We start from the raw sequence: 19,399 nt of genomic DNA on the forward strand, positions 1-19,399 counted from the left end.
CGCCGCCGCCGTGCGTGCCGCCGACCACCCCGATGCGCAGGCGGTGTTCGTCTCGTGCACCAACCTCGCCACCTACGACGCCGTCGCCGGCCTCGAACGCGAGCTCGGCAAGCCCGTCCTCACCGCGAACCAGGTGACGGTGTGGGCCGCGCTGCGCGCGGTCGGTCGTGACGCCGTCGGGCCGGGGCAGACGCTCGTCGAGGGTCGCCCCGCCGTCGCGGCGCCGCCGGAGACCCCGGTGCCGTCGGAGGTCCCGGCGCTGCCGGAGCCGACGGTGCTGCGGGTGGTCGGGGCACCGGAGCTGCACAAGGTCCGGGTCCGGCTGCCCGACGAGTCCGGGGCGCTGGCCCGGCTCACCGCGGCCGTCGCCGAGGTCGGCGTCAACATCCTGTCCCTGTCGGTGCACGCCCAGGACGCGGGGTCGGTGGTCGACGAGATGCTGGTCGGCGGCCCGGTCACCGCCGAGCGGCTCTCCCGGGTGATCCGGCGACGGCTGCGCGGCTCCGCCCCCGACACCGTGCGGGTCACCCCGGCCGACTCGCACGAGCTCGTCGACACCCCCACCCGGGCGCTCGACCTCGTCGCGGCGTCGCGCACCCCGGACGGGCTGCGCGAGGCCCTCGCCGCCTTGCTGCACGCCGACGACGTCGTCGCCGGCCCGGCGACCGGAACCCACGTGCTGGAGCTGACCGGTCCGGACGGCACCCCGCTCGTCGCGCGCCGGGGCTGGGCGCCGTTCACCGTCACCGAGCGGGCCCGGGCCGAGGCGTTCCTGCGCGCGGGCGCGGCGGGCCCGGTCGGTGAGCTGCTCCTCGACGACGGTGACGCGCTCACCGCGACCCCGGCGACCGGCGCCGAGACCGCCGAGCTCGCGACGCTGTTGCGCACCTGCGTCGCGGGGTCACCGGAGGCCACGACCACCTGGACCGACGCCGACCTGCGCTCGGTGCTGCTCCCACCCGGCGGGCGCTGCCTGCTGCTGCGCTCGCGGGCGGGAGACCTCGTCGCCGTCGCCGCGCGGCTCACCGCGCCGGACACCGGTGCCGAGACCGTCGTGGTGGTGCACCCGCTGCACCGCCGCCGCGGACTGGGCCGGTGGCTGCGGCGGCGGCTCGCCGCCGGCGTCCCCGTCTAGCCTGTCGGGGTGTCCGACGACCGCACGCTCGACCCCGGGAACCTGCCCGACGACTGGGACTCCTGGAAGGACCGCGTCGACCTCACCGACTACGACCGGAAGTGGGCGGCGATGGCCGCGGCGGGGGAGAACCCGCACGGCGAGGCCGACCTGGTCACCGCGCTGTGCGGCGACGGCCCCGTGCCCGACGGCGGCTGTGGCACCGGCCGCGTCGCGATCGAGCTGGACCGGCGTGGGATCGCCGTCACCGGCGTCGACCCCGACCCGGACATGATCGCCGCGGCCCGGGCCAAGGCGCCCGCGCTGCGCTGGGTCGCCACCGGTCTGGAGCACCTCGACCTGCCGGACCGGTTCGCGCTGGTGGTGCTCGCGGGCAACGTGATCCCGTACGCGAGCGACCGTGCCGGAGTGGTCGCCGGGTGCGCGGCACACCTGCGCGCCGGCGGGCTGCTGCTCGCCGGGTTCGCGACGCAGCCGGGCTGGCCGACCCCCGACGACCACGACGCGTGGTGCGCCGCCGCCGGACTCGTGCCGGTCGTGCGCTGGGCCACCTGGGACCGCGAGCCGTGGTCGAGGGGCGACTACGTCGTCGCGCTGCACCGGCGCGACTGAACGCGACTGAACCCCGTCGGCCGGCCGCCCGGCCGCCCGCTCAGCCGAGCACCCGGGCGAGGATCTCGCCGTGCGGGATCACCAGCCAGCCGTCCGGGTGCGCGGCCCACTCCCGCCACGCCGCCGAGATGTCCGCCAGCTCGGGCTCCTCGCCAGCCCGCGGTCGACCGGCCATCCGGCCGACCCCGGTGTGGATGCGGTCGGCCACATCCCGCCCCAGGCGGCGCGGGCGTGCGGGGTCGCGTGGCACCAGACCGACGCCGACGGTGTCACCTCGCTGAACCCGGCCGCGTGCGCCCAGCCGAGCAGCCGCCGTCCGGCGTCGGGCTCGGCGTCGTTGCCGCGGGCGACGGCCCGGTACAGCTCCAGCCAGCGGTCCAGGCGCGGGTCGTGCGGCCACCAGTGGAACCCGGCGTAGTCGGCGTCGCGGGCGGCGACCAGTCCGCCGGGGCGGGCGACCCGGCCCATCTCCGCAGCACACCGCGACCGCGACCGGGTCGGACACGTGCTGGAGCACCTGGTGGGCGTGCACGACGTCCCAGGTGTCGTCCGGGTCGGACAGGGCATAGCCGTCGTCGACGGCGAACTCCACGTCCAGGCCGCGGGCGGCGGCACCGGCGCGGGCCTGCTCCAGGGGCCGGGCACCACCTCGACGCCGCGCACACCGGCCGGGCGCGACCCGCTCGGCGAGGTCGGCGGTGATGCTGCCGGGGCCGCAGCCGACGTCGAGCAGGCTGGTGCCGGGCGCGAGCCGGTCCAGCAGGTAGGCGCACGAGTCCTGCGCGGTGCGGGCCGCGTGCGACCGGACGACGACGCCCGGATGACCGTGGGTGTAGGTGTCGCGGGGCACGGGGGTCAGCCTGGCACGCCGTCAGCCGGCCCGGCGCTCGACCGGCCTTCTGCTCGGCCGGGTGTGCCGCTCGGTCCGGCACGCCGCTCGACCGGACCGGCCGCTCGGTCCGGCACTCGGCGGATCCGGATCGGCCCCCTCGCCGTCGACGGGTCCACGACCCGGCCGGACTGCACGATCTCCACCCGCCCGGCGTCGACGAGACGGCGCGCGGCCGTCCGCGCCGGTTCCATGAGGTCGCGCCAGCCGTCGGGGTCGACGGCGCGGGCCGCCTCGGACGGGCAGATCGTCGCCCCGCTCCTGCGCCGGTCGAGGAGCCCGGTGATCGCCGACTCCAGCTCGGTGCCGACCGGACGGCCCTTCCCCCGGTGCCGGTCCCGGGAGCGGTCGCGGTCCTGGTCCCCGTCGTCGGCCTCCGTCGTCTCCTCCACGACCCCCATGGTCGTCGCGCCCGCGGCGCTCCGCTCGCCGAGCGTCGTCGGGCGCCCGGTCCCGGAGCGGGGCGCGGGTGGGGCCCGTCGGACCGGGGCCTCAGCTGCGGGCGAGCACGGCCGCGTCGAGGGCCTCGCGCATGGCGGCCTCCGGGCCGGGGCGCCCGGTCATGAGCTCGACCTGCGCGACCGCCTGCTGCAGCAGCATCTCCAGACCGGAGACGATCCGCGCGCCCGGCCGCCGCCGCGCCGCCCGCGACGACCGTCGGCCACGGCGCGTAGACCGCGTCGAGCAGCACGGTCCCCGGCCGCCAGCGGGCGCCGGCCAGGGCGTCGGCCGCCCCCGCCGGGAGCGTGGAGACGACCGCGTCGGCCCCCTCGAGCAGCCGCGCCGCGGCGGGCGGGTCGGTCAGCACACGCGTGCACCGTCACCTCGGTGCCGAGCCGCTCGGCGGTCCCGCGCAGCGCGGAGGCCCGCCCGGCGTCGCGGACCAGCACGTCGACGGCGTCGACCTCCATGTCGTGCAGCGCGGCGACGGCGGCCTGCGCGGTCCCGCCCGCCCCGAGCACGACGGCGCGCCCGCCGCCGGCACCCGCGGCGCGCAGCGAGCGCGCGATCCCGGTGACGTCGGTGTTGTGCGCCGTCGCGCCGGTGCCCTCGAAGACCAGGGTGTTGCCGGCCCCGATCGCGGCCGCCCCCGGCGCGACGTGGTCGGCGACGTCGAGCAGCACCCGCTTGAGCGGCATCGTCAGCGACAGTCCGGCCCACTCCGGGCCGAGCCCGGCGACGAACCCGGCCAGGCCCGCCTCGTCGACCTCGTACCGGTCGTAGTGCCAGCCGGTCAGCCCGAGTGCGGTGTAGGCGGCGTTGTGCAGCGCCGGGGACAGCGAATGGGCGATCGGGGAACCCAGGACGGCGGCGCGGCGGACGGGGGACGTGCTCATCCGGGCAGTATCCCGCGGCGGCTCAGACCGCCCGCGACGGCTCCCGCTGCGCGGCCGCCACGGTGCGCCGGGTCCGCGCCCAGCTCCACCAGCCGTGCACGACCAGCCCGGCGAACACGACGTAGACCGCGGCGGAGAACCACAGCCCCGAGGCCAGCTGCAACGGCACGCCGACGGCGTCGACCAGCAGCCAGATCACCCAGAACTCGACGAACCGCAGAGCCTGGGCGAGGAACGCGACCGCGGTGCCGACGAAGATCGCGGCGTCCGGCCAGGGCGCCCAGCTGGCATCGAGCGCGTCGAGCACCAGCGCCATGACGACGGTGCCGCCGACGAGCAGCCCGGCCAGCCCGAGCCGCTGGGCGGTGCTCGCCTGGCGCACCGCGAGCCCGTAGACCGGGTCGCGCCTGCGCAGCCACGCGACGAGCCCGAACACCGAGATGGCCAGCACGATGACCTGCCGGAACGCGAGCCCGCCCAGGTGCGCCGAGGCGTAGACGGTGAACAGCAGCACGCAGGCCGCCATCTGCACCGGCCAGGTCGCGAGGCTGCGCGGCGCGCCAGGAAGACCACGGCGATGGCGCCGATCTGTCCGACGAGCTCGGCCCACGACACGAACTGCCCGAACGCGGTCAGCCCGTGGTGCAGCAGGAGGTCCACGACGGTCCCCTTCCCGGAGCGCGGCGGGCACGCCCCGTGACAGCACACAACGACGGCGCCGTCCCGCCCATCCCCACCCGGCCGGTGTGAGCGGACCCACACCACCCTCGGTCGAGTGGGTCTCCCCGTCCGACCCCACGGCGACGACGCTCCGCCACCGGGTGGAGGCTGCACCGTGTGGGTGGTTCGGAACGCACGGTCCTGGTCCTGGTGGTCGCAGCGAGATCGGGCTGGAGGTCGCCGAACGGCTCGCCGCCGGGACACCGACACGGTCGTGCTGGCCGCGCGCCGCCCGACGAGCTGACCACCGAGACGGCCCGGGTGCGGGCCGCGGGCGCCGCGGTGGACACCGTCGCCTTCGACGCCGACGACCTCGCCCGCCACCGCCCGCTGCTCGACGAGGTGACCGCCCGGCACGGGCGGATCGACGTCGCCGTCGTCGCGTTCGGGATTCTCGGCGACCAGGCCCGCGCCGAGACCGACGCCGCGCACGCCGCCGCGATCGTGCACACCGACTACCTCGCCCAGGTCCACCTGCTCACCGAGCTGGCCCAGGTGCTGCGCGCGCAGGGGAGCGGGACGCTGGTCGTCTACTCCTCGGTGGCCGGGGTCCGGGTGCGGCGCGCCAACTACGTCTACGGCAGCGCCAAGGCCGGGCTCGACGGGTTCGCCTCCGGCCTGGCCGACGCGTTGCACGGCACGGGGTGCGGCTGGTGTGATCCGCCCGGGGTTCGTCGTCGGCGGATGACCGAGGGCATGAGCCCGGCGCCGCTGTCGTCGACGCCCGCGCAGGTCGCCGACGCCACGGTGCGCGCGGTCCGCCGCGGTCGGGGCAACGCCGACGTCTGGGTGCCCGGCACGCTGCGGCTGCTGTTCCTCGGGCTGCGGCTGCTGCCCCGCGCCGTCTGGCGGCGGATGCCCCGTTAGCGACACGATCTACAGGTGAATGGTGTCCCGCGATCTGCGTGTGGCACTTCCCCTGGAGTGGCCTGGCTCATATCGTCGCGTGCGCATCCCGTTGGACGACGACGTCTGAGGAGAACCACCGTGGGACACACCCGTGGAGCAATCGTCCGGAGCGCTCCGGGCAAGTACGAGGTCGTCGACCTCGAACTCGACGAGCCGCGCGCCGGCGAGATCGAGGTGAAGATGGTCGCGTCGGGCCTGTGCCACTCCGACGACCACATCGCCACCGGCGACATCCCGGTCGGCACCTACCCGTTCGCCGGCGGCCACGAGGGCTCCGGCATCGTCACCCGCGCCGGGGCGAACAAGAAGGGCCTCAAGGAGGGCGACCACGTCGTCTTCTCGTTCCTGCCGTCCTGCGGGCACTGTCGCTGGTGCGCCAGCGGCATGCAGAACCTGTGCGACCTCGGCGCGGGGCTGCTCGCCGGCACCCGCTGGGAGGAGAACACCACCCGCCTGCGGCTCGCCGACGACGGCACCCCGGTCGGCCAGATGTGCGGCATCTCGACCTTCTGCGAGACCACGCTGGTCTCGGAGGACTCCTGCGTGAAGGTCCCCGACGACATCCCGCTGGAGGTCGCCTGCCTGGTCGGCTGCGGCGTCGGCACCGGCTGGGGCTCCGCGGTCAACGCCGGCGGCGTGCAGCCGGGGCACACCACGATCGTCATGGGCATCGGCGGCATCGGCATCAACGCGGTCCAGGGCGCCTCGCACGCCGGCGCGGCGAACATCATCGCCGTCGACCCGGTCGCGCTGAAGCGGGAGAAGGCCCAGGAGCTCGGCGCCACGCACGCGGTGGAGACGATGGAGGAGGCCACCGAGATCGCGAAGCAGTTCACCAACGGTCAGGGCGCCGACCAGACCGTCGTGACCGTCGGCGTCGTGAAGCCCGACCACATCGGGCAGGCGATGGCCTCGATCCGCAAGGCGGGCACCGTCGTCGTCACCGCGCTGGGGGACATCAACTCGACCGAGCCGCTGCCGGTGTCGCTGGCCGACGTCACCCTGTTCCAGAAGCGCATCCAGGGTGCGATGTTCGGCATGTCCAACCCGAACTGGGACATCCTGCGGCAGCTGGAGCTCTACCGGGCCGGCGCGCTGAAGCTCGACGAGCTGGTCACCACCACCTACACCCTGGACCAGGTCGCCACCGCCTACGAGGACATGCACGCCGGTAAGAACATCCGCGGCGTCATCCGCTACTGATGGGGCATGACGTTCGTCCTCGACGGCCACAACGACCTCCCCTGGGCCCTGCGCGAGTTGTCCGGGGGTGACCCGGCCGCCGAGCCGGACGTCGCCGCCGGCGACCGACGGCTGCACACCGACCTGCCCCGGCTGCGTGCCGGGCGGGTCGGTGCGCAGTTCTGGTCGGTGTACGTGCCGGGCGAGCTGGGCCACGACGAGGCGGTGACCGCCGTCCTCGACCAGGTCGACCGGGTGCGACGGCTGCTCGCCGCCCACCCGGACGCCCTGGCGTTCGCCGACACCGCCGACGACGTCGACGCCGTCGTCGGATCCGGGCGGGTCGCCTCCCTGATGGGGGCCGAGGGCGGGCACTGCATCGCCGACTCGCTCGCCGTGCTGCGGGTCCTGCGCGGGCTCGGGGTCCGTTACCTCACCCTGACCCACAACCTGAACAACAACTGGGCCGACTCGGCCACCGACACGCCCCGCCACGACGGGCTCTCGCCGTTCGGCCGCGAGGTCGTCGCCGAGATGAACCGCATCGGCATGATCGTCGACCTGTCACACGTCGCGCCGTCGACGATGCACCAGGCCCTCGCCGTCAGCACCCGGCCGGTGCTGTTCACCCACTCCGGTGCCCGCGCGGTCACCGACCACCCGCGCAACGTGCCCGCGGACGTGCTGGAGGCGCTGCCCGGCAACGGCGGCGTGGTCATGGCGACGTTCGTGCCCCGCTTCGTCTCCGCCGCGGTCACCGGCTGGGACACCCGGCTACGCGAGGCCATGGCCGCGGCCGGGGTCGACCACCGCGACCTCGGCGCCCGCGACCGGTTCGTCGCGACCTGGGACGGGCCGCCCGCGCCGCGCGCGACCCTCGCCGACGTCGTCGCCCACGTCGAGCACCTCCGCGAGGCCGCCGGGATCGACCACGTCGGCATCGGCGGCGACTTCGACGGGACCTCCGAGCTCCCCGACGAGCTCTCCGACGTCTCGACCTACCGCGGCTGCTCGACGCGCTCGCCGACCGCGGGTGGAGCGCCGACGACCTGGCCAAGCTCGCGCACCGCAACGCCCTGCGGGTGCTGCGCGACGCCGACGCCTGACCGCCGCCCCGGCGGCGGCAGGCCTGGGTCAGGGCGTGCCGCCGCCGGGGCGCGCCGACGCGAGCGCCGCGGCGGCGGAGGCGGCGATGCGCAGCGACCCGATCGCGGTGGGGTGGAACGGGTCCGGGGTGGCGAGCCCCATGATGTCCGGCGGCATCCGGTCGCGGTCCGGGGCGCACAGCGGCGCCAGGGCCGGCGCGGCGGTGGCGAACCCGAAGCGGGCGGCGCCGTCGGTCAGCACGTCGTTGAGACGGCGGTTCCGCTCGGCGAGCAGGTCGAGCTTGGCCTGGTCCAGGCCCGGGGTGCCGGCCGGTCCGCGCATGTCGGCACAGGTCGGGTCGAACCGGGCCGGGAACGGGTCGTAGGACAGGGTGACCACCACCCGCGGGCGCCCGGCAGCGTGTCGAGGTCGGTGAACAGGGCGCCGACGTCGCGGGCGAACCCGGCCAGCCGGGACTCGAACTCGCCGTCGGAGAGCCGGTCGTCGCAGGTGGCGAGGCCGTAGCAGTACAGCAGGAAGTCCGACCAGGCCAGGTCGTTCGGGCCGACCGCGACGACCACCCACTGCAGGTTCCGGACCTGCTTGAGCCGCCCGACCTGCGGGTCGACGGTGACGCCCTCGCGCAGCTGCGGCCCCCGCAGCCCGGCCGCGACGCCCGCCCCGGCGCAGGCCAGGTTGAGGACGTCCTCGCCACGCAGCCGGGCGAGCTCGGCGGCGAGGGAGTCGGTGCTGCGCCCGCAGGCGCGGTCCTCCGGGGGACGGTGCCGTCCTCGCCGCGCAGCGCAGGACCGCCGATCCGGGCCGCGCGGGAGTCCCCGATCACCGCGCCCGCGACCCCGGTCACCGCGGGCCCGACCGGTGACGGGGTGACCGTCGCCGCCCCGACGAGGTCGGTCAGCGAGGTGACCCGGCCCAGGCCGGTCATGGTGCCCTGCAGCGCGGCGACCCCGGCACCCGCCCACAGCAGCACCGAGGCCGTCACCGCGACGACGGTCATCCGCCCGATCGGCCCGGCCAGGTCGTCCCAGTGCACCGGCCGGTACCGGCGGGCGCGGGTCCGGTGCAGCGCCATCAGCAGCCGCGCGGTCGCCATCAGCCCGCTGCCCAGCAGCGCGACCAGCACGATGCCCGTGGCGCCCCACAGGTACCAGGTCACGAACCCCTCGCCGATGTCGCGGACCGCGTCACCGGCGCCGTCGACGGTGTGCGGGCCCAGGACCGGGCCGTTGTCGGCGGGCCGCTTCAACGGCCCGATGGACAACCGCGGCCGGATCGGACCCCACACCTGCACGGTCGTGAGGTCGAACTCGGCGTTTGCCGAGCTGGGCGATCTGCGCGGGCCCGGACAGCGTCAGCGGCGGCACCCTGGCGCCCACGCCGACGTCCTGGCCGAACACCTCGACGTGGTTCTCCGGGGTCAGCAGGATCACCAGCGGCACGCCGACGACGGCGATCAGCGCGAGCAGCAGCAGCGTGGGCAGCGACCGGGCCTCGCGCAGCAGCGCACGCGGCCAGGACCGGGACGTGGCACGGGTGGGCACCGTCAGCGGGCTCCGTAGGGCGCGGTCGGGGCGGGCGCGGTCGGGATGGGCACGGCGCCATGGTGGCCCCGCGGCCGTACCGGAGTCACGGACGTCGCGGTGGCGTCGGACTCCCCGGCGCTCAGACCCCCGGCCGGGCGACCCGCAGCCGCGGGGCGAGCCGTGCCGAGGTGACGGCGGCGGTGCCGTCCCGCTCGACGTCGTCGGCGAGGGCGTCGCGTGCGCGACCAGACCGTCGAGGTCCAGCCCGGCCGGGACGGCGACGTCGAGCACCCGCCACAGCCGGACGCCCTCCGCGCCACGGCGCAGGAGCGCGACGGCGCCGCGGGCGTTGCCGCGCTGGGCGTGGGTCAGCCCGACCGCGAGCTGGGCCAGCGCCCGCCACAGGTCGCGGGTGTCGTCGTCGGCGTCCTTCCAGGTGCCCTCCAGGACCTCGTGGGCGTGGAACGGCCGGCCCGAGTCGAGCAGGCGCTGGGCCTCGGTGACGGTCTCGGCGGGGGAGAGCGCCAGGTCCTCGGGCACCCGCTCGACGCCGGGGGCGCCGTGCGGGAGCGGACGCCCGGCGGCGTCGCGGGGGCGGGCGTTGCGGGCACGGCCCCGGCCGTCGCGGTCGCGGGAACGGGTCATGGCTGCGAGCGTGCCAGCTTCCCGGTTAGCGTGCGTCATGATCACCGAACTGTTCGACGTCCGTGGCAGAGTGGCCGTGGTCACCGGCGGCACCAGCGGCATCGGCCGCATGATCGCGGTCGGCCTCGCCGAGGCCGGGGCGCGGGTCTTCGTGTCCAGCCGCAAGGCCGACGCCTGCGCGGGGACCGCCGCGGAGATCGGCGGCACCGGCATCGCCGCGGACCTGTCGTCGGAGGACGAGTGCGTCCGCCTGGCCGCCGAGGTCGGGGCGCGCGAGGAGCGGGTGCACCTGCTGGTCAACAACGCGGGCGCCACCTGGGGCGCGCCACTGGAGGAGTTCCCCGCGCACGCCTGGGACAAGGTGCTCGACCTCAACCTGAAGGCGCCGTTCTTCCTGACCCGGGCGTTCCTGCCGTTGCTGGAGGCCGCCGGATCGGCCGACGACCCGGCCCGCGTGATCAACATCGGCAGCATCGACGGGCTGCGCGTGCCGGAGCTGCCGAACTACAGCTACTCGGCCAGCAAGGCCGGGGTGCACCAGCTGACCCGGGTGCTGGCCCGTGACCTCGCCGGGCGTGGGATCACGGTGAACGCCATCGCGCCGGGGCCGTTCCCGTCACGGATGATGCGCGCCACGCTGGAGGCGGCGGGCGAACAGATCGCCGACTCCACCCCGCTCGGGCGCCTGGGGAAGCCGTCCGACGTCGTCGGGGCGACGCTGTTCCTGGCCGGGGCCGCGGGGTCCTACGTGACCGGCGCGGTGCTGCCGGTCGACGGGGGGATCTGGACGACGCGCTGAGCCGTGCCGCGGGCCGGCCCGGTCAGCGCTCGTGGGCGACGAGGGTGAGGGCCAGTTCCACGACCGCGGAGCCGTCGGGTCCTTCGGTGGGCCACACGGTCTGGCGCAGGGTGTCGGTGCCGTCCAGCGGGTCGGGCAGCCCTGCGGCCTCGCGGGCGGACAGCTCGTGCATCAACGCGATCATCGCGGGGTGCGGCAGTCCGTGGCCGGTCGCGTCCTCCGGCCCCCGATCCCAGCGTGCGACGAGCTCGCGACGCCTCGGCAGGGTCCCGGTACGGACGGGCAGGTCCTCGACGGTCGTCAGCAGCCCCCGCGGGGCCGGTGCGGTGAGCGGCCAGCACAGCGTCACCAGGGCCGCGCCATCGTCGCCCTCGGCCATCGCCGTCCACATCGGCTGCTGCGGCGACGCCCCGGCGTGCTCGAGCTCGGCGCGCAGCCGTCCGGCGGCCCGGGACAGCGCCGCGTCGGCCCCGGCGGTGGTCTCCGGATCGTCGGGTACGGGGACGCTCAGCTCGACGCCGGCCCAGTGCCGGGCGTCGACGTCCCGCTCGACGACCGGACCGGGATCGGCGAACGCGTCGACGAACACCTCCGCGGCGGCGAGGGCGGCGTCCTGTGCGGCTCGGGCCGCGGCCAGCTCGGAGCGGAACCCGGCCACCACCGCGCGGGCGTCGGCCGGGGAGGCCAGGGCGGCCCGGATCCGTTCCAGGGGCATATCCGCCGTGCGCAGGGCTGCGACGAGCACGGCGTCAGCGAGCTGCCCGTTGCCGTAGGACCGGTGCCGGGTGAACGGGTCGACCCGGGTCGGCCTGATGAGGCCGCGCTCGTCGTAGTGCCGCAGGGCCTTGACCGTGAGGCCGGTGATCCGGGCGAACTCCCCGATGCTCAACATGGTCGCAGTGTGGGACCTCCCGTCGGGGGAGGAGCAAGCCTCACCCGGACTCCAGCGGCCCCAGCTCGGCGACGAACTCGTCGAGGAACCGGGCCCAGTCCTGCGCCGGGGCGGCGGGGCGCACCACGAACTTGGTCAGCCCGCCCTCGACGTGGTGGCGGATCTGCTCGGCGGCGCCGTCCCACCCGCGGGCGACCAGCTGCTCGGGGTCGGCGTCGGGCCGCTGCTGGGCGGCCCGGTGCAGCGCGTGCTCGGCGGCGGCGTCGGACCCGTCGCCGGGCAGTACGACGGTGACGTTGGTGCCGTAGTGGTCGTCGTCGATCGCCCGGCCCGCGTCGCGGGCGGCGGCCTCGATCACGGTGCGGGCGCGGGCGGACTCGTCGGGGGTGAGGAAGCTGCCCAGCCAGCCGTCGGCGAGCCGGCCGACCCGGCGCAGCCCGACCTCGGCACGTCCGCCGAGCCACAGGTCGAGCGGGCGGGTCGGGCGTGGTGCGACCGACGCGTCGTCGAGGGTGAAGAACTGACCGTGGTGGGTCACCGTCGCCTCGGACACCAGCCGGCGCAGCACCACCAGGGACTCCTCGAACACCGCGGCCCGGGTGCCGGGGACGGGGAACAGCTGGCGTTCCGACGGCGTCGCCGCGCGCAGGCCGAACGCCGGCAGGATCCGCTTCGGCGCCAGCACCGCCAGCGACGCGAGCTCGGCCGCGAGCAGCATCGGGTTGCGGCCGGGCAGGATCGTGACGCCGGTGCCGACCTTGAGCGTCCGGGTCCGGGCAGCCGCCCAGGTGGTGCCGACCAGAGCGTCGACGCCGGGGGCGGAGACCAGGTCGGGCAGCCACAGCGAGTCGACGCCCGCGTGGTCGAGGGCGTCGACGAACTCGTCGAACTCCGAGCCCGGGTCGGTGGTGCGCAGCCCCACCGAGCCGACACCGATGCGGACCTTGCCGTGCGGGGAGGCCACCACACCGGCCGACGGTACCCGCGTCAGCGGCCCCGGCGCGGGTCCCGACCGCTGTTGCCCAGCGCCCGGTCGAACGGCGGCGCGTCGGCCGGCACCGCGACGACCGGCCCGAACAACCCCTCCCGCGACGCCTCCTGACCGGGTGCGGACATGGCACTGGTGAACTCCAGGACGGCGGCGACGGCGTCGTCGTCCGGGGTGAACGGGCGTCCGGTCGCGACGGCGAGGTCCCAGCCGTGCAGGACCAGCTCGTCGAGGGCGATGACCCCGGCGACGTCGGCCGGCAGGTCCAGCCCGCCCGCCGCGGTGAACCCCTCCCAGGCGGCCGGCTCGCGCCAGGCCTGCGCCAGCGCGTCGAGCCGGGCCGGGATCGCGGTGCGCCAGTCCGCGACGAGGTGCGCGGCGTCGGCGCTGGGCGCGGTGCCCGCGGCCTCGGGGGACTTCTGCGCCGCGACCCGGAACGCCCACGCCAGACCGTGCAGGTGGTCGAGCAGGGCGGCGACGGACATGCCGTCGCACGGGGTCGGGTCGTGGAGCTGGTCGTCGCGGACACCCGTGACGACGTCGGCCACGGCGCGGGCTGTCGGGGCGAGATCGAGCACGGATGCCACCTCCGGTCGGGTCGGCGCCCCACGGACGGGGGCCCTGCCCACTCCGACCGGCCACGGCGCCGGATCTCATCGCGGGACGTGTATTTCGACACCCGGTAGAAGGTGGGGCGGGGACTACGGCAGAGTGGACGCCAGACGTCCCGCCCGACTGGAGGAAGCCCCCGTCATGAACGACCCGTCCCTCGTCGCCAAGGTCTTCCGTGCCGTGGCGATCGCCGAGGCGCTGTCCTGGACCGGTCTGCTGATCGGCATGTTCGTCAAGTGGGTGCTGGCCACCACCGAGGTCGGGGTGCAGGTCATGGGGCCGATCCACGGTGCGCTGTTCATCGCCTACGTGCTCGTCACGCTGTGGACCGCGCGGCTGTTCCGCTGGGACCTGCGCACCACGGTGATCGGGCTGCTCGCCAGCATCCCGCCGCTGACGACGATCTGGTTCGAGCGCCACGCCGGGTCCACCGGCCGCCTCGACCCGGCCCGTGCCCGGGCCGTCGCCGGCTGAGGGCCTCCCGGATCCGCGCACCGCTCTTGACTCTTGAGGTAAGCCTAGGCTAACTTCAGGACGTCGCTTCGTGGTGGGAGCGGCGCGTCAGTTCGGGAAACACGGCCCGGCCGCATCGACCACAGCGGCCGGGCCGTCCCGCGTTCCGGGGTCCGTGCGGGTGCCGCGTCCGCCGGTGCTGCGGCCTCGGTGTCCACGTCCCCGGTGTCCACGTCCCCGGTGTCCACGTCCCCGGTGTCCACGTCCCCGGTGTCCACGTCCCCGGTGTCACGGCGCCCCCGGCGGGTACGGCGAGGTCACGAGCGTCGGCTCGGGTCTGCTCGCGCGCCACGGCACGGCACGGCCGGCTCGTCGGTCGTTCGGGAACGCTGCCGGGGGAATCCGGTGGAGGCCGTTGACAAAATAGGTAAGCCTTGGCTAAGTTTCACGTGTCGCTTCGTGGTGGGAGCGGCGCGTCAGTTCGGGACGAGGGCCCGGTCGCTCGACCACGGCGACCGGCCCTCACATTTCTCCGGCTCGGTCGTCGCCCGGGGCGGGCTTCCGGATCAACCACAGACGCAGCCCCAGTCCTGCACCCATGGCGATGGCGAGCACTACGACGTAGAACCCCGTGTCGGCGAGGTCGCCACCCACCCACCAGTGGCGCCCCGGCGACGACCAGGAACAGCGGCAGCAGCAGCAGTGCGCGAAGGGTCTCCGCACGATCCCGCTCGGGCGTCACGTGCGTCCCGTACCGCCGTCGGCCGATCGCCCGCGCGACCAGCCACACGGCGAGCAGGGCCATCACCAGTACGAGCACGGCACCGGACCAGGTCGCCCCGGAGGCGTCCCGCAGTCCGAGCGGGCGGCCCAGCAGGGTGACCATGCCGAGCCCCCGGCGACCACCACCGCCTGCAGCTCCAGGCAGCGCCGTCGCAGCTGCACCAGCTCCGCGCGCTCGTCGGTCTCGTTCCTGATCTGCTCCTGCGACGTGCGCAGGGCCGTCCACGGACTACGCATCCCGGCCTCCCGTCTGCGGTGCGTCACGTCGGGCACGGATCCCGTCGGCCTCCGCGGTGGGCAGCGCGAACAGCTGCTCCCACCCGGTTCCTCACGCGTCCGGGTGGGCCAGCGCCTCGTACACCGGCCGCAACGCGTCGGTCAGCCGCCCGCCGCCGGCCCGCAGCGGCGGCTCGGGAACCTGGTCCAGCACCGCGCCCGGCCCGGTGTCCGGGGACGCGGGGGAGCGGACCCGGCCGCTCCCTCCCAGAAGCGGTCCAGTAGGTCCGCCAGCGGCACCGGCCCGGCCGGTGCGGCCGGGCCGTCGGTGCGGTCGCGTTCGGCCCGCAACCGCTCCAGCAGTGCGTCTCGGTCTCGTCCGCGCAGCGTGAGCAGGGTGAACGGGTCGGTGTCGCAGCGCTCGGCCAGCACGTAGAACACCGCGGCCAGGTGCTTGCACGGCACCGTGTGGTCCGGGCACGAGCAGTCCTGCGAGAGGTCGGCGCCCTCGGCCGGGAACAGCGACAGCCCCAGGCCGTCGAGCAGCTCCTCGATCTCCGGGGGCACGGTCCCCGCCAGCAGGGCCGCGGTGTACCAGGCGTCGGCGGCCAGGGCCTCCTCCACGCGCCGCCACTCGGTCTTGTCCCAGACCCGCAGTCCGATCCGGACCCGGTAGGGCTGCGGCCGGGTGCCCTGGACGAGCGCGACCACCGCGCCCGCGTCGACGTCGAGCGACACGATCTGCCCCGACCGGGCGTAGCTGCGGCCACGCGAGAGCCGCCCGCCGACGCCGAGCCGCTCCAGCACGGCCAGGAACCGCCCCGACCACCAGGTCCGGGCGACCGCGCCCCTCGTCGCGTGGATCCGGATCCCGCCCTCGACGCGGCGCGGTGGCCCACCGGTGAAGTCTTCCTGCGCCCAGAACGGCCGGTCACTCATCGTCGTCCCCGGTGTCCTCGTCCGGATCGGCCACCGCGTCGGAGCCGAGCGCGAACACCTCGCGCAGCTCGGCGGTCGACAGCGACGTCAGCCAGTCCTCCCCGCCGGTCACCACCATGTCCGACAGCGACCGCTTCGACGTGACCAGCTCCTCGATCCGCTCCTCGACCGTGCCCGGGCACACGAACCGGCGCACCTGCACCGCGCGCCGCTGCCCGATCCGGAACGCCCGGTCGGTGGCCTGGTCCTCGACCGCCGGGTTCCACCACCGGTCCAGGTGGATCACGTGGTTCGCCGCGGTGAGCGTGAGCCCGGTGCCGCCCGCGCGCAGCGACAGCAGGAACAGCTGCGGCCCCTCCCCGGACTGGAACCGGGCGACCATCTCGTCGCGCCGCTTCTTCGGGATGCCGCCGTGCAGGTAGAGCACCTCGGTGTCGAACCGCGCCGACAGGTGCGGGCGCAGCATGGCGGCGAACTCGGTGTACTGGGTGAACAGCAGCGCCCGGTCCCCGGCGGCGAGCACCGGCTCCAGGATCTCCTCCAGCCGGGCGACCTTGCCCGAGCGGTGCCGCCCGCCGGCCCGGTGGATCGGGGACCCGTCGTGCAGCAGCTGGGCGGGGTGGTTGCAGACCTGTTTGAGCTTGGTCATCGCGGCCAGCACGTTGCCGCGGCGCTCGATGCCGTCGCTGTCCTCGATCTTCTCCATCATGTCGTCGACGACGGTCCGGTACAGCGACGCCTGCTCCCGGGTGAGCCGGTGGTCGGCCACGATCTCGATCTTCTCCGGCAGGTCGTCGATCACCGTGGGATCGGTCTTGACCCGCCGGAGCAGGTAGGGCCGGGTGATCCGGCGCAGCGTGCGGGCCGTTCCCGCGTCGCGGTGACGCTCGATCGGCACCGCGAACCGCTGCCGGAACACCTCCGGGACCCCGAGCACCCCGGGTTGAGGAAGTCCATCACCGACCACAGCTCGGCCAACCGGTTCTCCATCGGGGTGCCGGTCAGCGCGACCCGGTGGCCCGCGTCGAACGAGCGCATCGTGCGCGACGCCGCCGCGTGCGCGTTCTTGATCATCTGGGCCTCGTCGAGGACGAGCCGGTGGAACCGCCACGCCCGCAGGTCCTCCGCGTCCCGGGTCGCGGTCGCGTAGGTGGTGACGACGAGGTCCACCGCGCCGAGCCGGGCGTGCAGCGCGTCGCCGCGCGGACGGGCGGCACCGTGGTGGGCGTGCACCCGCAGGCCGGGGGCGAACGTCGCGGCCTCCCGCTGCCAGGTGCCGACCGTCGACATCGGGCACACGATCAGGGTCGGGGCACCGGTCGGCCCACCGGCGCGGTCGTGGGCCTCCAGGGCCAGCAGCTGCACGGTCTTGCCCAGCCCCATGTCGTCGGCCAGGCAGGCCCCCAGCCCCAGCGACGACAGGAACGCCAGCCACGCCACCCCGCGCTCCTGGTAGGGGCGCAGCGTCGCGGTGAACCCCGGCGGGGACGGCACCGGCGTCAGCGCCCGGTCGGCGGTGCCCTCCAGCAGCGCCCCGAGGTGCCCGCGGGCGGACACGTCGGTCACCGGCAGCGGGGCGTCCGCGTCGCCACGGGCCGCGGCCAGCACCTCCCCGACGGTGGGCGGCCGGTCCCGGTGGCGACGCAGGAAGTCCAGCCCCTGCGCCAGCGCCTCGGCGTCGACGGCGACCCAGCGCCCGCGCAGGCGGACCAGCGGTGCCTTCGCCGCCACCAGCGCGGCGATCTCGGACTCGCCCAGCTCCTCGTCGCCGACGGCGAGCGACCACCGGAACTCCGCCAGCTCGTCGCGCCCCAGCCCGCCGCGGGTGATCACCCCCGGGGCGGGGGCCGACGACGCCGAGAGCCGCAGCCCCAGGGGCCGGCGCCCGTCCCAGCCGCGCGGCAGCGCCACCCCGAACCCGGCCGCCAGCAGCGCCGGCGCGTCCCGGGTGAGGAACCGGTGCGCGCCGGCGACGTCGAGCGGGAGGCCGGTCGGCCGGGCCCGGCGCAGCGCGGGCACCAGCCCGGGCAGCACCTGGGCGGCCCGCCCCAGCTCGGCCAGCAGCACGTCCTGCGCGCCGGCGACCAGGGCGTCGGCCTCGCCGGCCCACACCCCGGCCGCGTCGAACACCAGGCTCGGGTCCTCGGTGGAGCGCAGCGCGAAGTGCAGCTCCCACCGGGTGCCGTCACCGGTCTGGTCGTCGAGGTCCGGGCCGGGGTCCGCCGGGTCGTGCAGCGTGGACACCTCGGCGAGCCGGAACAGGGCGGTGGCGGCGCCGGGCTGCTCGCGACCGACGTCCTCCCACACCGACAGCGCCTCGCGCAGCGCCTGCAGCCCGGCCCCGGTCGCGGGCAGGTCGGCCGACGGCCCGGTCAGCGCGTGCAGCAACGCCGCCGGGCGTCCGCGCGGGCGGGCAGCGGGAGCGGCATCGCGGCGCTGCGCCCAGCCGCTCGCGCACCGCGGCGTCGGTGAACCGGGCCAGCGCGGCGTCGACCAGGGCGTCCGGGTCCTGCCCGGCGACATCGCCCGGGCGCCGCTGCTCGGCCCGCGCGACCGGCGGCAGCCGCCGCACCAGGTCCGCGCGGGCCACCGCGTCGAGACCCTGGACGACCGGGCGCCAGCGTGCCGCGGGCCGCCCGGACTCGGTCAGCAGCACCGGCAGCACCCGGCCGCGCGCCGCGAGCTCCTCGGCGAGCCGGGCGAGGTCGGCGAGATGGGCGAACCCGGCGCCGTAGCGGACCTCGTCGGAGGGGTCGGTCAGCTCGGAGGGGTCGACGACCACCGCCGGCAACCGTCCACGGCGCCAGCGTCGGCGTGGCCCGGCTCCGGGTACGTGGCCGGGAGCGGACCAACCCGGGGGAGTCCTGCGGGCCCGACGGCTGCGAGGGCAGCAGCACCGTCACCGACGCCGGCTTGCCCGGATGGATCGCGGCCAGCTCGTCCGACGGCACCGCGAACGGGTGCGGCCGCGCCGTGCGCAGCGACCGCCGGTCGGTGCGCGGGGTGCGCTCGCCGCCCTCCGCCCACAGCAGGACGCCGCGGGCGGGGGAGTGCAGGGCGTGGACGACGAACACACCCCCACGCTAGAGGCGACCCCCGACAGCGACCGCGTGCAGGAGTCCCGCTGCGGCCGCGCACGCCTCGTCGGTGATCACGTGCTCGTCGCCGTCGTCGATCCGCAGGTCCACCCGCGCTCCTCCGGCGACCAGCAGCGACGCCGTCTCCTCCACGCGGTGCGCTGGTACCCACGGGTCGCGCGAGATCGACCGCAGCACCGCGGGCGTCGGGGCCAGCGAGCCGCCGGGCGGCGCCGGGACCGGGTCCGGCCCGACGAAGCCGCCGGTGAACAGCACCAGCCCGGCGCACGGGCGCGGGTCGCGCACCAGCAGGTGGTGCGCGGCCAGGCAGGCGCCCTGGGAGAACCCCCACAGCACGACCCGGTCCCGGCCGACACCGTCGTCCGCCAGCCGGGCCAGCCGGTCGTCGACGACGTCGAGCGCGCGCAGCAGGGCGTCCCGGTTCTCGTCGAACGGCTCCAGGAACGGCTTCGGGTACCAGCTGCCGCCCGGTGCCGGCCGGCGCGACGAACCGGGCGGGCACGTCCCCGAACCGGGCCGCGGTGGCCCGCATGTCGTCGGGGTCGCGGCCCCGCCCGTGC

20 protein-coding genes and 6 pseudogenes are annotated in these 19,399 nt (G+C 75.9%); 8 read left to right on the forward strand and 18 right to left on the reverse strand.

All coding sequences use genetic code 11. The features are described from left to right. The 3 genes and pseudogenes from KPL57_RS23755 to KPL57_RS23765 all read left to right on the forward strand — a co-directional run. Nucleotides 1-202, forward strand: a pseudogene (locus KPL57_RS23755) (Asp/Glu racemase); the annotation flags it as partial. A gap of 81 nt (nucleotides 203-283) precedes the next feature. Continuing rightward, complete coding sequence (locus KPL57_RS23760; protein WP_226353259.1) at nucleotides 284-1,135, forward strand: ACT domain-containing protein; 852 nt, start codon at nucleotides 284-286, stop codon at nucleotides 1,133-1,135. A gap of 9 nt (nucleotides 1,136-1,144) precedes the next feature. Next, nucleotides 1,145-1,747: a bifunctional 2-polyprenyl-6-hydroxyphenol methylase/3-demethylubiquinol 3-O-methyltransferase UbiG gene (locus KPL57_RS23765; protein WP_226353231.1), complete on the forward strand. Its 603-nt coding sequence runs from the start codon at nucleotides 1,145-1,147 to the stop codon at nucleotides 1,745-1,747. Between the two features lie 40 nt (nucleotides 1,748-1,787). Here the strand turns inward: KPL57_RS23765 and KPL57_RS23770 are convergent, their stop codons facing one another. From KPL57_RS23770 to KPL57_RS23790, 5 genes and pseudogenes are all read right to left on the reverse strand, one after another. Then, on the reverse strand, nucleotides 1,788-2,597 hold the full coding sequence (locus KPL57_RS23770; protein WP_226353232.1) for a methyltransferase domain-containing protein: 810 nt from the start codon (nucleotides 2,595-2,597) through the stop codon (nucleotides 1,788-1,790). Nucleotides 2,598-2,602: 5 nt separating this feature from the next. Next, on the reverse strand, nucleotides 2,603-3,028 hold the full coding sequence (locus KPL57_RS23775) for a DUF3253 domain-containing protein (protein ID WP_226353233.1): 426 nt from the start codon (nucleotides 3,026-3,028) through the stop codon (nucleotides 2,603-2,605). A 100-nt stretch (nucleotides 3,029-3,128) separates the two neighbouring features. Beyond that, the gene (locus tag KPL57_RS23780; RefSeq protein ID WP_226353234.1) at nucleotides 3,129-3,236 is read right to left on the reverse strand and encodes a hypothetical protein; all 108 of its coding nucleotides are present in this window, start codon (nucleotides 3,234-3,236) and stop codon (nucleotides 3,129-3,131) included. Then, nucleotides 3,197-3,973, reverse strand: coding sequence for a hypothetical protein (locus KPL57_RS23785; RefSeq protein ID WP_226353235.1), 777 nt, complete (start codon nucleotides 3,971-3,973; stop codon nucleotides 3,197-3,199). The genes KPL57_RS23780 and KPL57_RS23785 overlap by 40 nt, the downstream gene beginning before the upstream one ends. A gap of 22 nt (nucleotides 3,974-3,995) precedes the next feature. Continuing rightward, nucleotides 3,996-4,633 (reverse strand): annotated as a pseudogene (locus KPL57_RS23790) (nicotinamide riboside transporter PnuC). Between the two features lie 161 nt (nucleotides 4,634-4,794). Here KPL57_RS23790 and KPL57_RS23795 point away from each other — a divergent pair. The 3 genes and pseudogenes from KPL57_RS23795 (at nucleotide 4,795) to KPL57_RS23805 (ending at nucleotide 7,890) form a co-directional block, all read left to right on the forward strand. After that, nucleotides 4,795-5,560: pseudogene (locus KPL57_RS23795) on the forward strand (SDR family NAD(P)-dependent oxidoreductase). Between the two features lie 120 nt (nucleotides 5,561-5,680). Further along, nucleotides 5,681-6,805 (forward strand): NDMA-dependent alcohol dehydrogenase, encoded by a 1,125-nt coding sequence (locus tag KPL57_RS23800; protein WP_020626236.1) that lies wholly within the window; start codon nucleotides 5,681-5,683, stop codon nucleotides 6,803-6,805. A 6-nt stretch (nucleotides 6,806-6,811) separates the two neighbouring features. Further along, a pseudogene (locus tag KPL57_RS23805) lies at nucleotides 6,812-7,890 on the forward strand (dipeptidase). Nucleotides 7,891-7,918: 28 nt separating this feature from the next. Here the strand turns inward: KPL57_RS23805 and KPL57_RS23810 are convergent. The 4 genes and pseudogenes from KPL57_RS23810 to KPL57_RS23825 form a co-directional block, all read right to left on the reverse strand. Continuing rightward, entirely contained in the window at nucleotides 7,919-8,212 is a 294-nt protein-coding gene (locus tag KPL57_RS23810) for a hypothetical protein (RefSeq protein ID WP_226353237.1), read from the reverse strand. Further along, entirely contained in the window at nucleotides 8,125-8,853 is a 729-nt protein-coding gene (locus tag KPL57_RS23815; RefSeq protein WP_226353238.1) for a hypothetical protein, read from the reverse strand. Before KPL57_RS23815 ends, KPL57_RS23810 begins: the two co-directional genes overlap by 88 nt. A gap of 222 nt (nucleotides 8,854-9,075) precedes the next feature. Further along, complete coding sequence (locus KPL57_RS23820; RefSeq protein WP_226353239.1) at nucleotides 9,076-9,432, reverse strand: hypothetical protein; 357 nt, start codon at nucleotides 9,430-9,432, stop codon at nucleotides 9,076-9,078. Between the two features lie 121 nt (nucleotides 9,433-9,553). Then, nucleotides 9,554-10,059 (reverse strand): annotated as a pseudogene (locus tag KPL57_RS23825) (DUF309 domain-containing protein). A gap of 37 nt (nucleotides 10,060-10,096) precedes the next feature. Here KPL57_RS23825 and KPL57_RS23830 point away from each other — a divergent pair. Continuing rightward, nucleotides 10,097-10,858: an SDR family oxidoreductase gene (locus tag KPL57_RS23830; RefSeq protein ID WP_264198462.1), complete on the forward strand. Its 762-nt coding sequence runs from the start codon at nucleotides 10,097-10,099 to the stop codon at nucleotides 10,856-10,858. 22 nt (nucleotides 10,859-10,880) lie between these two features. Here the strand turns inward: KPL57_RS23830 and KPL57_RS23835 are convergent, their stop codons facing one another. The 3 genes from KPL57_RS23835 to KPL57_RS23845 are packed head-to-tail and all read right to left on the reverse strand — an operon-like array spanning nucleotide 10,881 to nucleotide 13,316. Further along, entirely contained in the window at nucleotides 10,881-11,750 is an 870-nt protein-coding gene (locus KPL57_RS23835) for a MerR family transcriptional regulator (protein WP_226353240.1), read from the reverse strand. A gap of 40 nt (nucleotides 11,751-11,790) precedes the next feature. Continuing rightward, the gene (locus KPL57_RS23840; RefSeq protein ID WP_226353241.1) at nucleotides 11,791-12,717 is read right to left on the reverse strand and encodes a TIGR03854 family LLM class F420-dependent oxidoreductase; all 927 of its coding nucleotides are present in this window, start codon (nucleotides 12,715-12,717) and stop codon (nucleotides 11,791-11,793) included. 20 nt (nucleotides 12,718-12,737) lie between these two features. Beyond that, nucleotides 12,738-13,316 (reverse strand): TIGR03086 family metal-binding protein, encoded by a 579-nt coding sequence (locus KPL57_RS23845; RefSeq protein WP_308187971.1) that lies wholly within the window; start codon nucleotides 13,314-13,316, stop codon nucleotides 12,738-12,740. A gap of 175 nt (nucleotides 13,317-13,491) precedes the next feature. Between KPL57_RS23845 and KPL57_RS23850 the strand changes: the two genes are divergently transcribed. Continuing rightward, on the forward strand, nucleotides 13,492-13,824 hold the full coding sequence (locus KPL57_RS23850) for a DUF3817 domain-containing protein (RefSeq protein WP_060712041.1): 333 nt from the start codon (nucleotides 13,492-13,494) through the stop codon (nucleotides 13,822-13,824). 783 nt (nucleotides 13,825-14,607) lie between these two features. On the opposite strand, the gene KPL57_RS23855 is transcribed toward KPL57_RS23850, so the two are convergent. From KPL57_RS23855 to KPL57_RS23880, 6 genes and pseudogenes are all read right to left on the reverse strand, one after another. Continuing rightward, the gene (locus KPL57_RS23855; protein ID WP_226353243.1) at nucleotides 14,608-14,859 is read right to left on the reverse strand and encodes a hypothetical protein; all 252 of its coding nucleotides are present in this window, start codon (nucleotides 14,857-14,859) and stop codon (nucleotides 14,608-14,610) included. Nucleotides 14,860-14,964: 105 nt separating this feature from the next. Further along, nucleotides 14,965-15,741, reverse strand: coding sequence for an SWIM zinc finger family protein (locus KPL57_RS23860; RefSeq protein ID WP_226353244.1), 777 nt, complete (start codon nucleotides 15,739-15,741; stop codon nucleotides 14,965-14,967). Next, on the reverse strand, nucleotides 15,734-16,390 hold the full coding sequence (locus KPL57_RS23865) for a C-terminal helicase domain-containing protein (protein WP_264198471.1): 657 nt from the start codon (nucleotides 16,388-16,390) through the stop codon (nucleotides 15,734-15,736). Before KPL57_RS23865 ends, KPL57_RS23860 begins: the two co-directional genes overlap by 8 nt. A gap of 24 nt (nucleotides 16,391-16,414) precedes the next feature. Next, nucleotides 16,415-17,985 (reverse strand): annotated as a pseudogene (locus KPL57_RS23870) (DEAD/DEAH box helicase); the annotation flags it as partial. After that, the gene (locus tag KPL57_RS70110; protein ID WP_226353245.1) at nucleotides 17,927-18,523 is read right to left on the reverse strand and encodes a hypothetical protein; all 597 of its coding nucleotides are present in this window, start codon (nucleotides 18,521-18,523) and stop codon (nucleotides 17,927-17,929) included. The pseudogene KPL57_RS23870 and the gene KPL57_RS70110, both read right to left, overlap by 59 nt. Before the next feature lie 301 nt (nucleotides 18,524-18,824). Further along, nucleotides 18,825-19,280 (reverse strand): alpha/beta hydrolase, encoded by a 456-nt coding sequence (locus KPL57_RS23880; protein WP_226353262.1) that lies wholly within the window; start codon nucleotides 19,278-19,280, stop codon nucleotides 18,825-18,827. Nucleotides 19,281-19,399 lie beyond the last annotated feature (119 nt).

It is taken from the genome of Pseudonocardia sp. ICBG601, assembly GCF_020496245.1.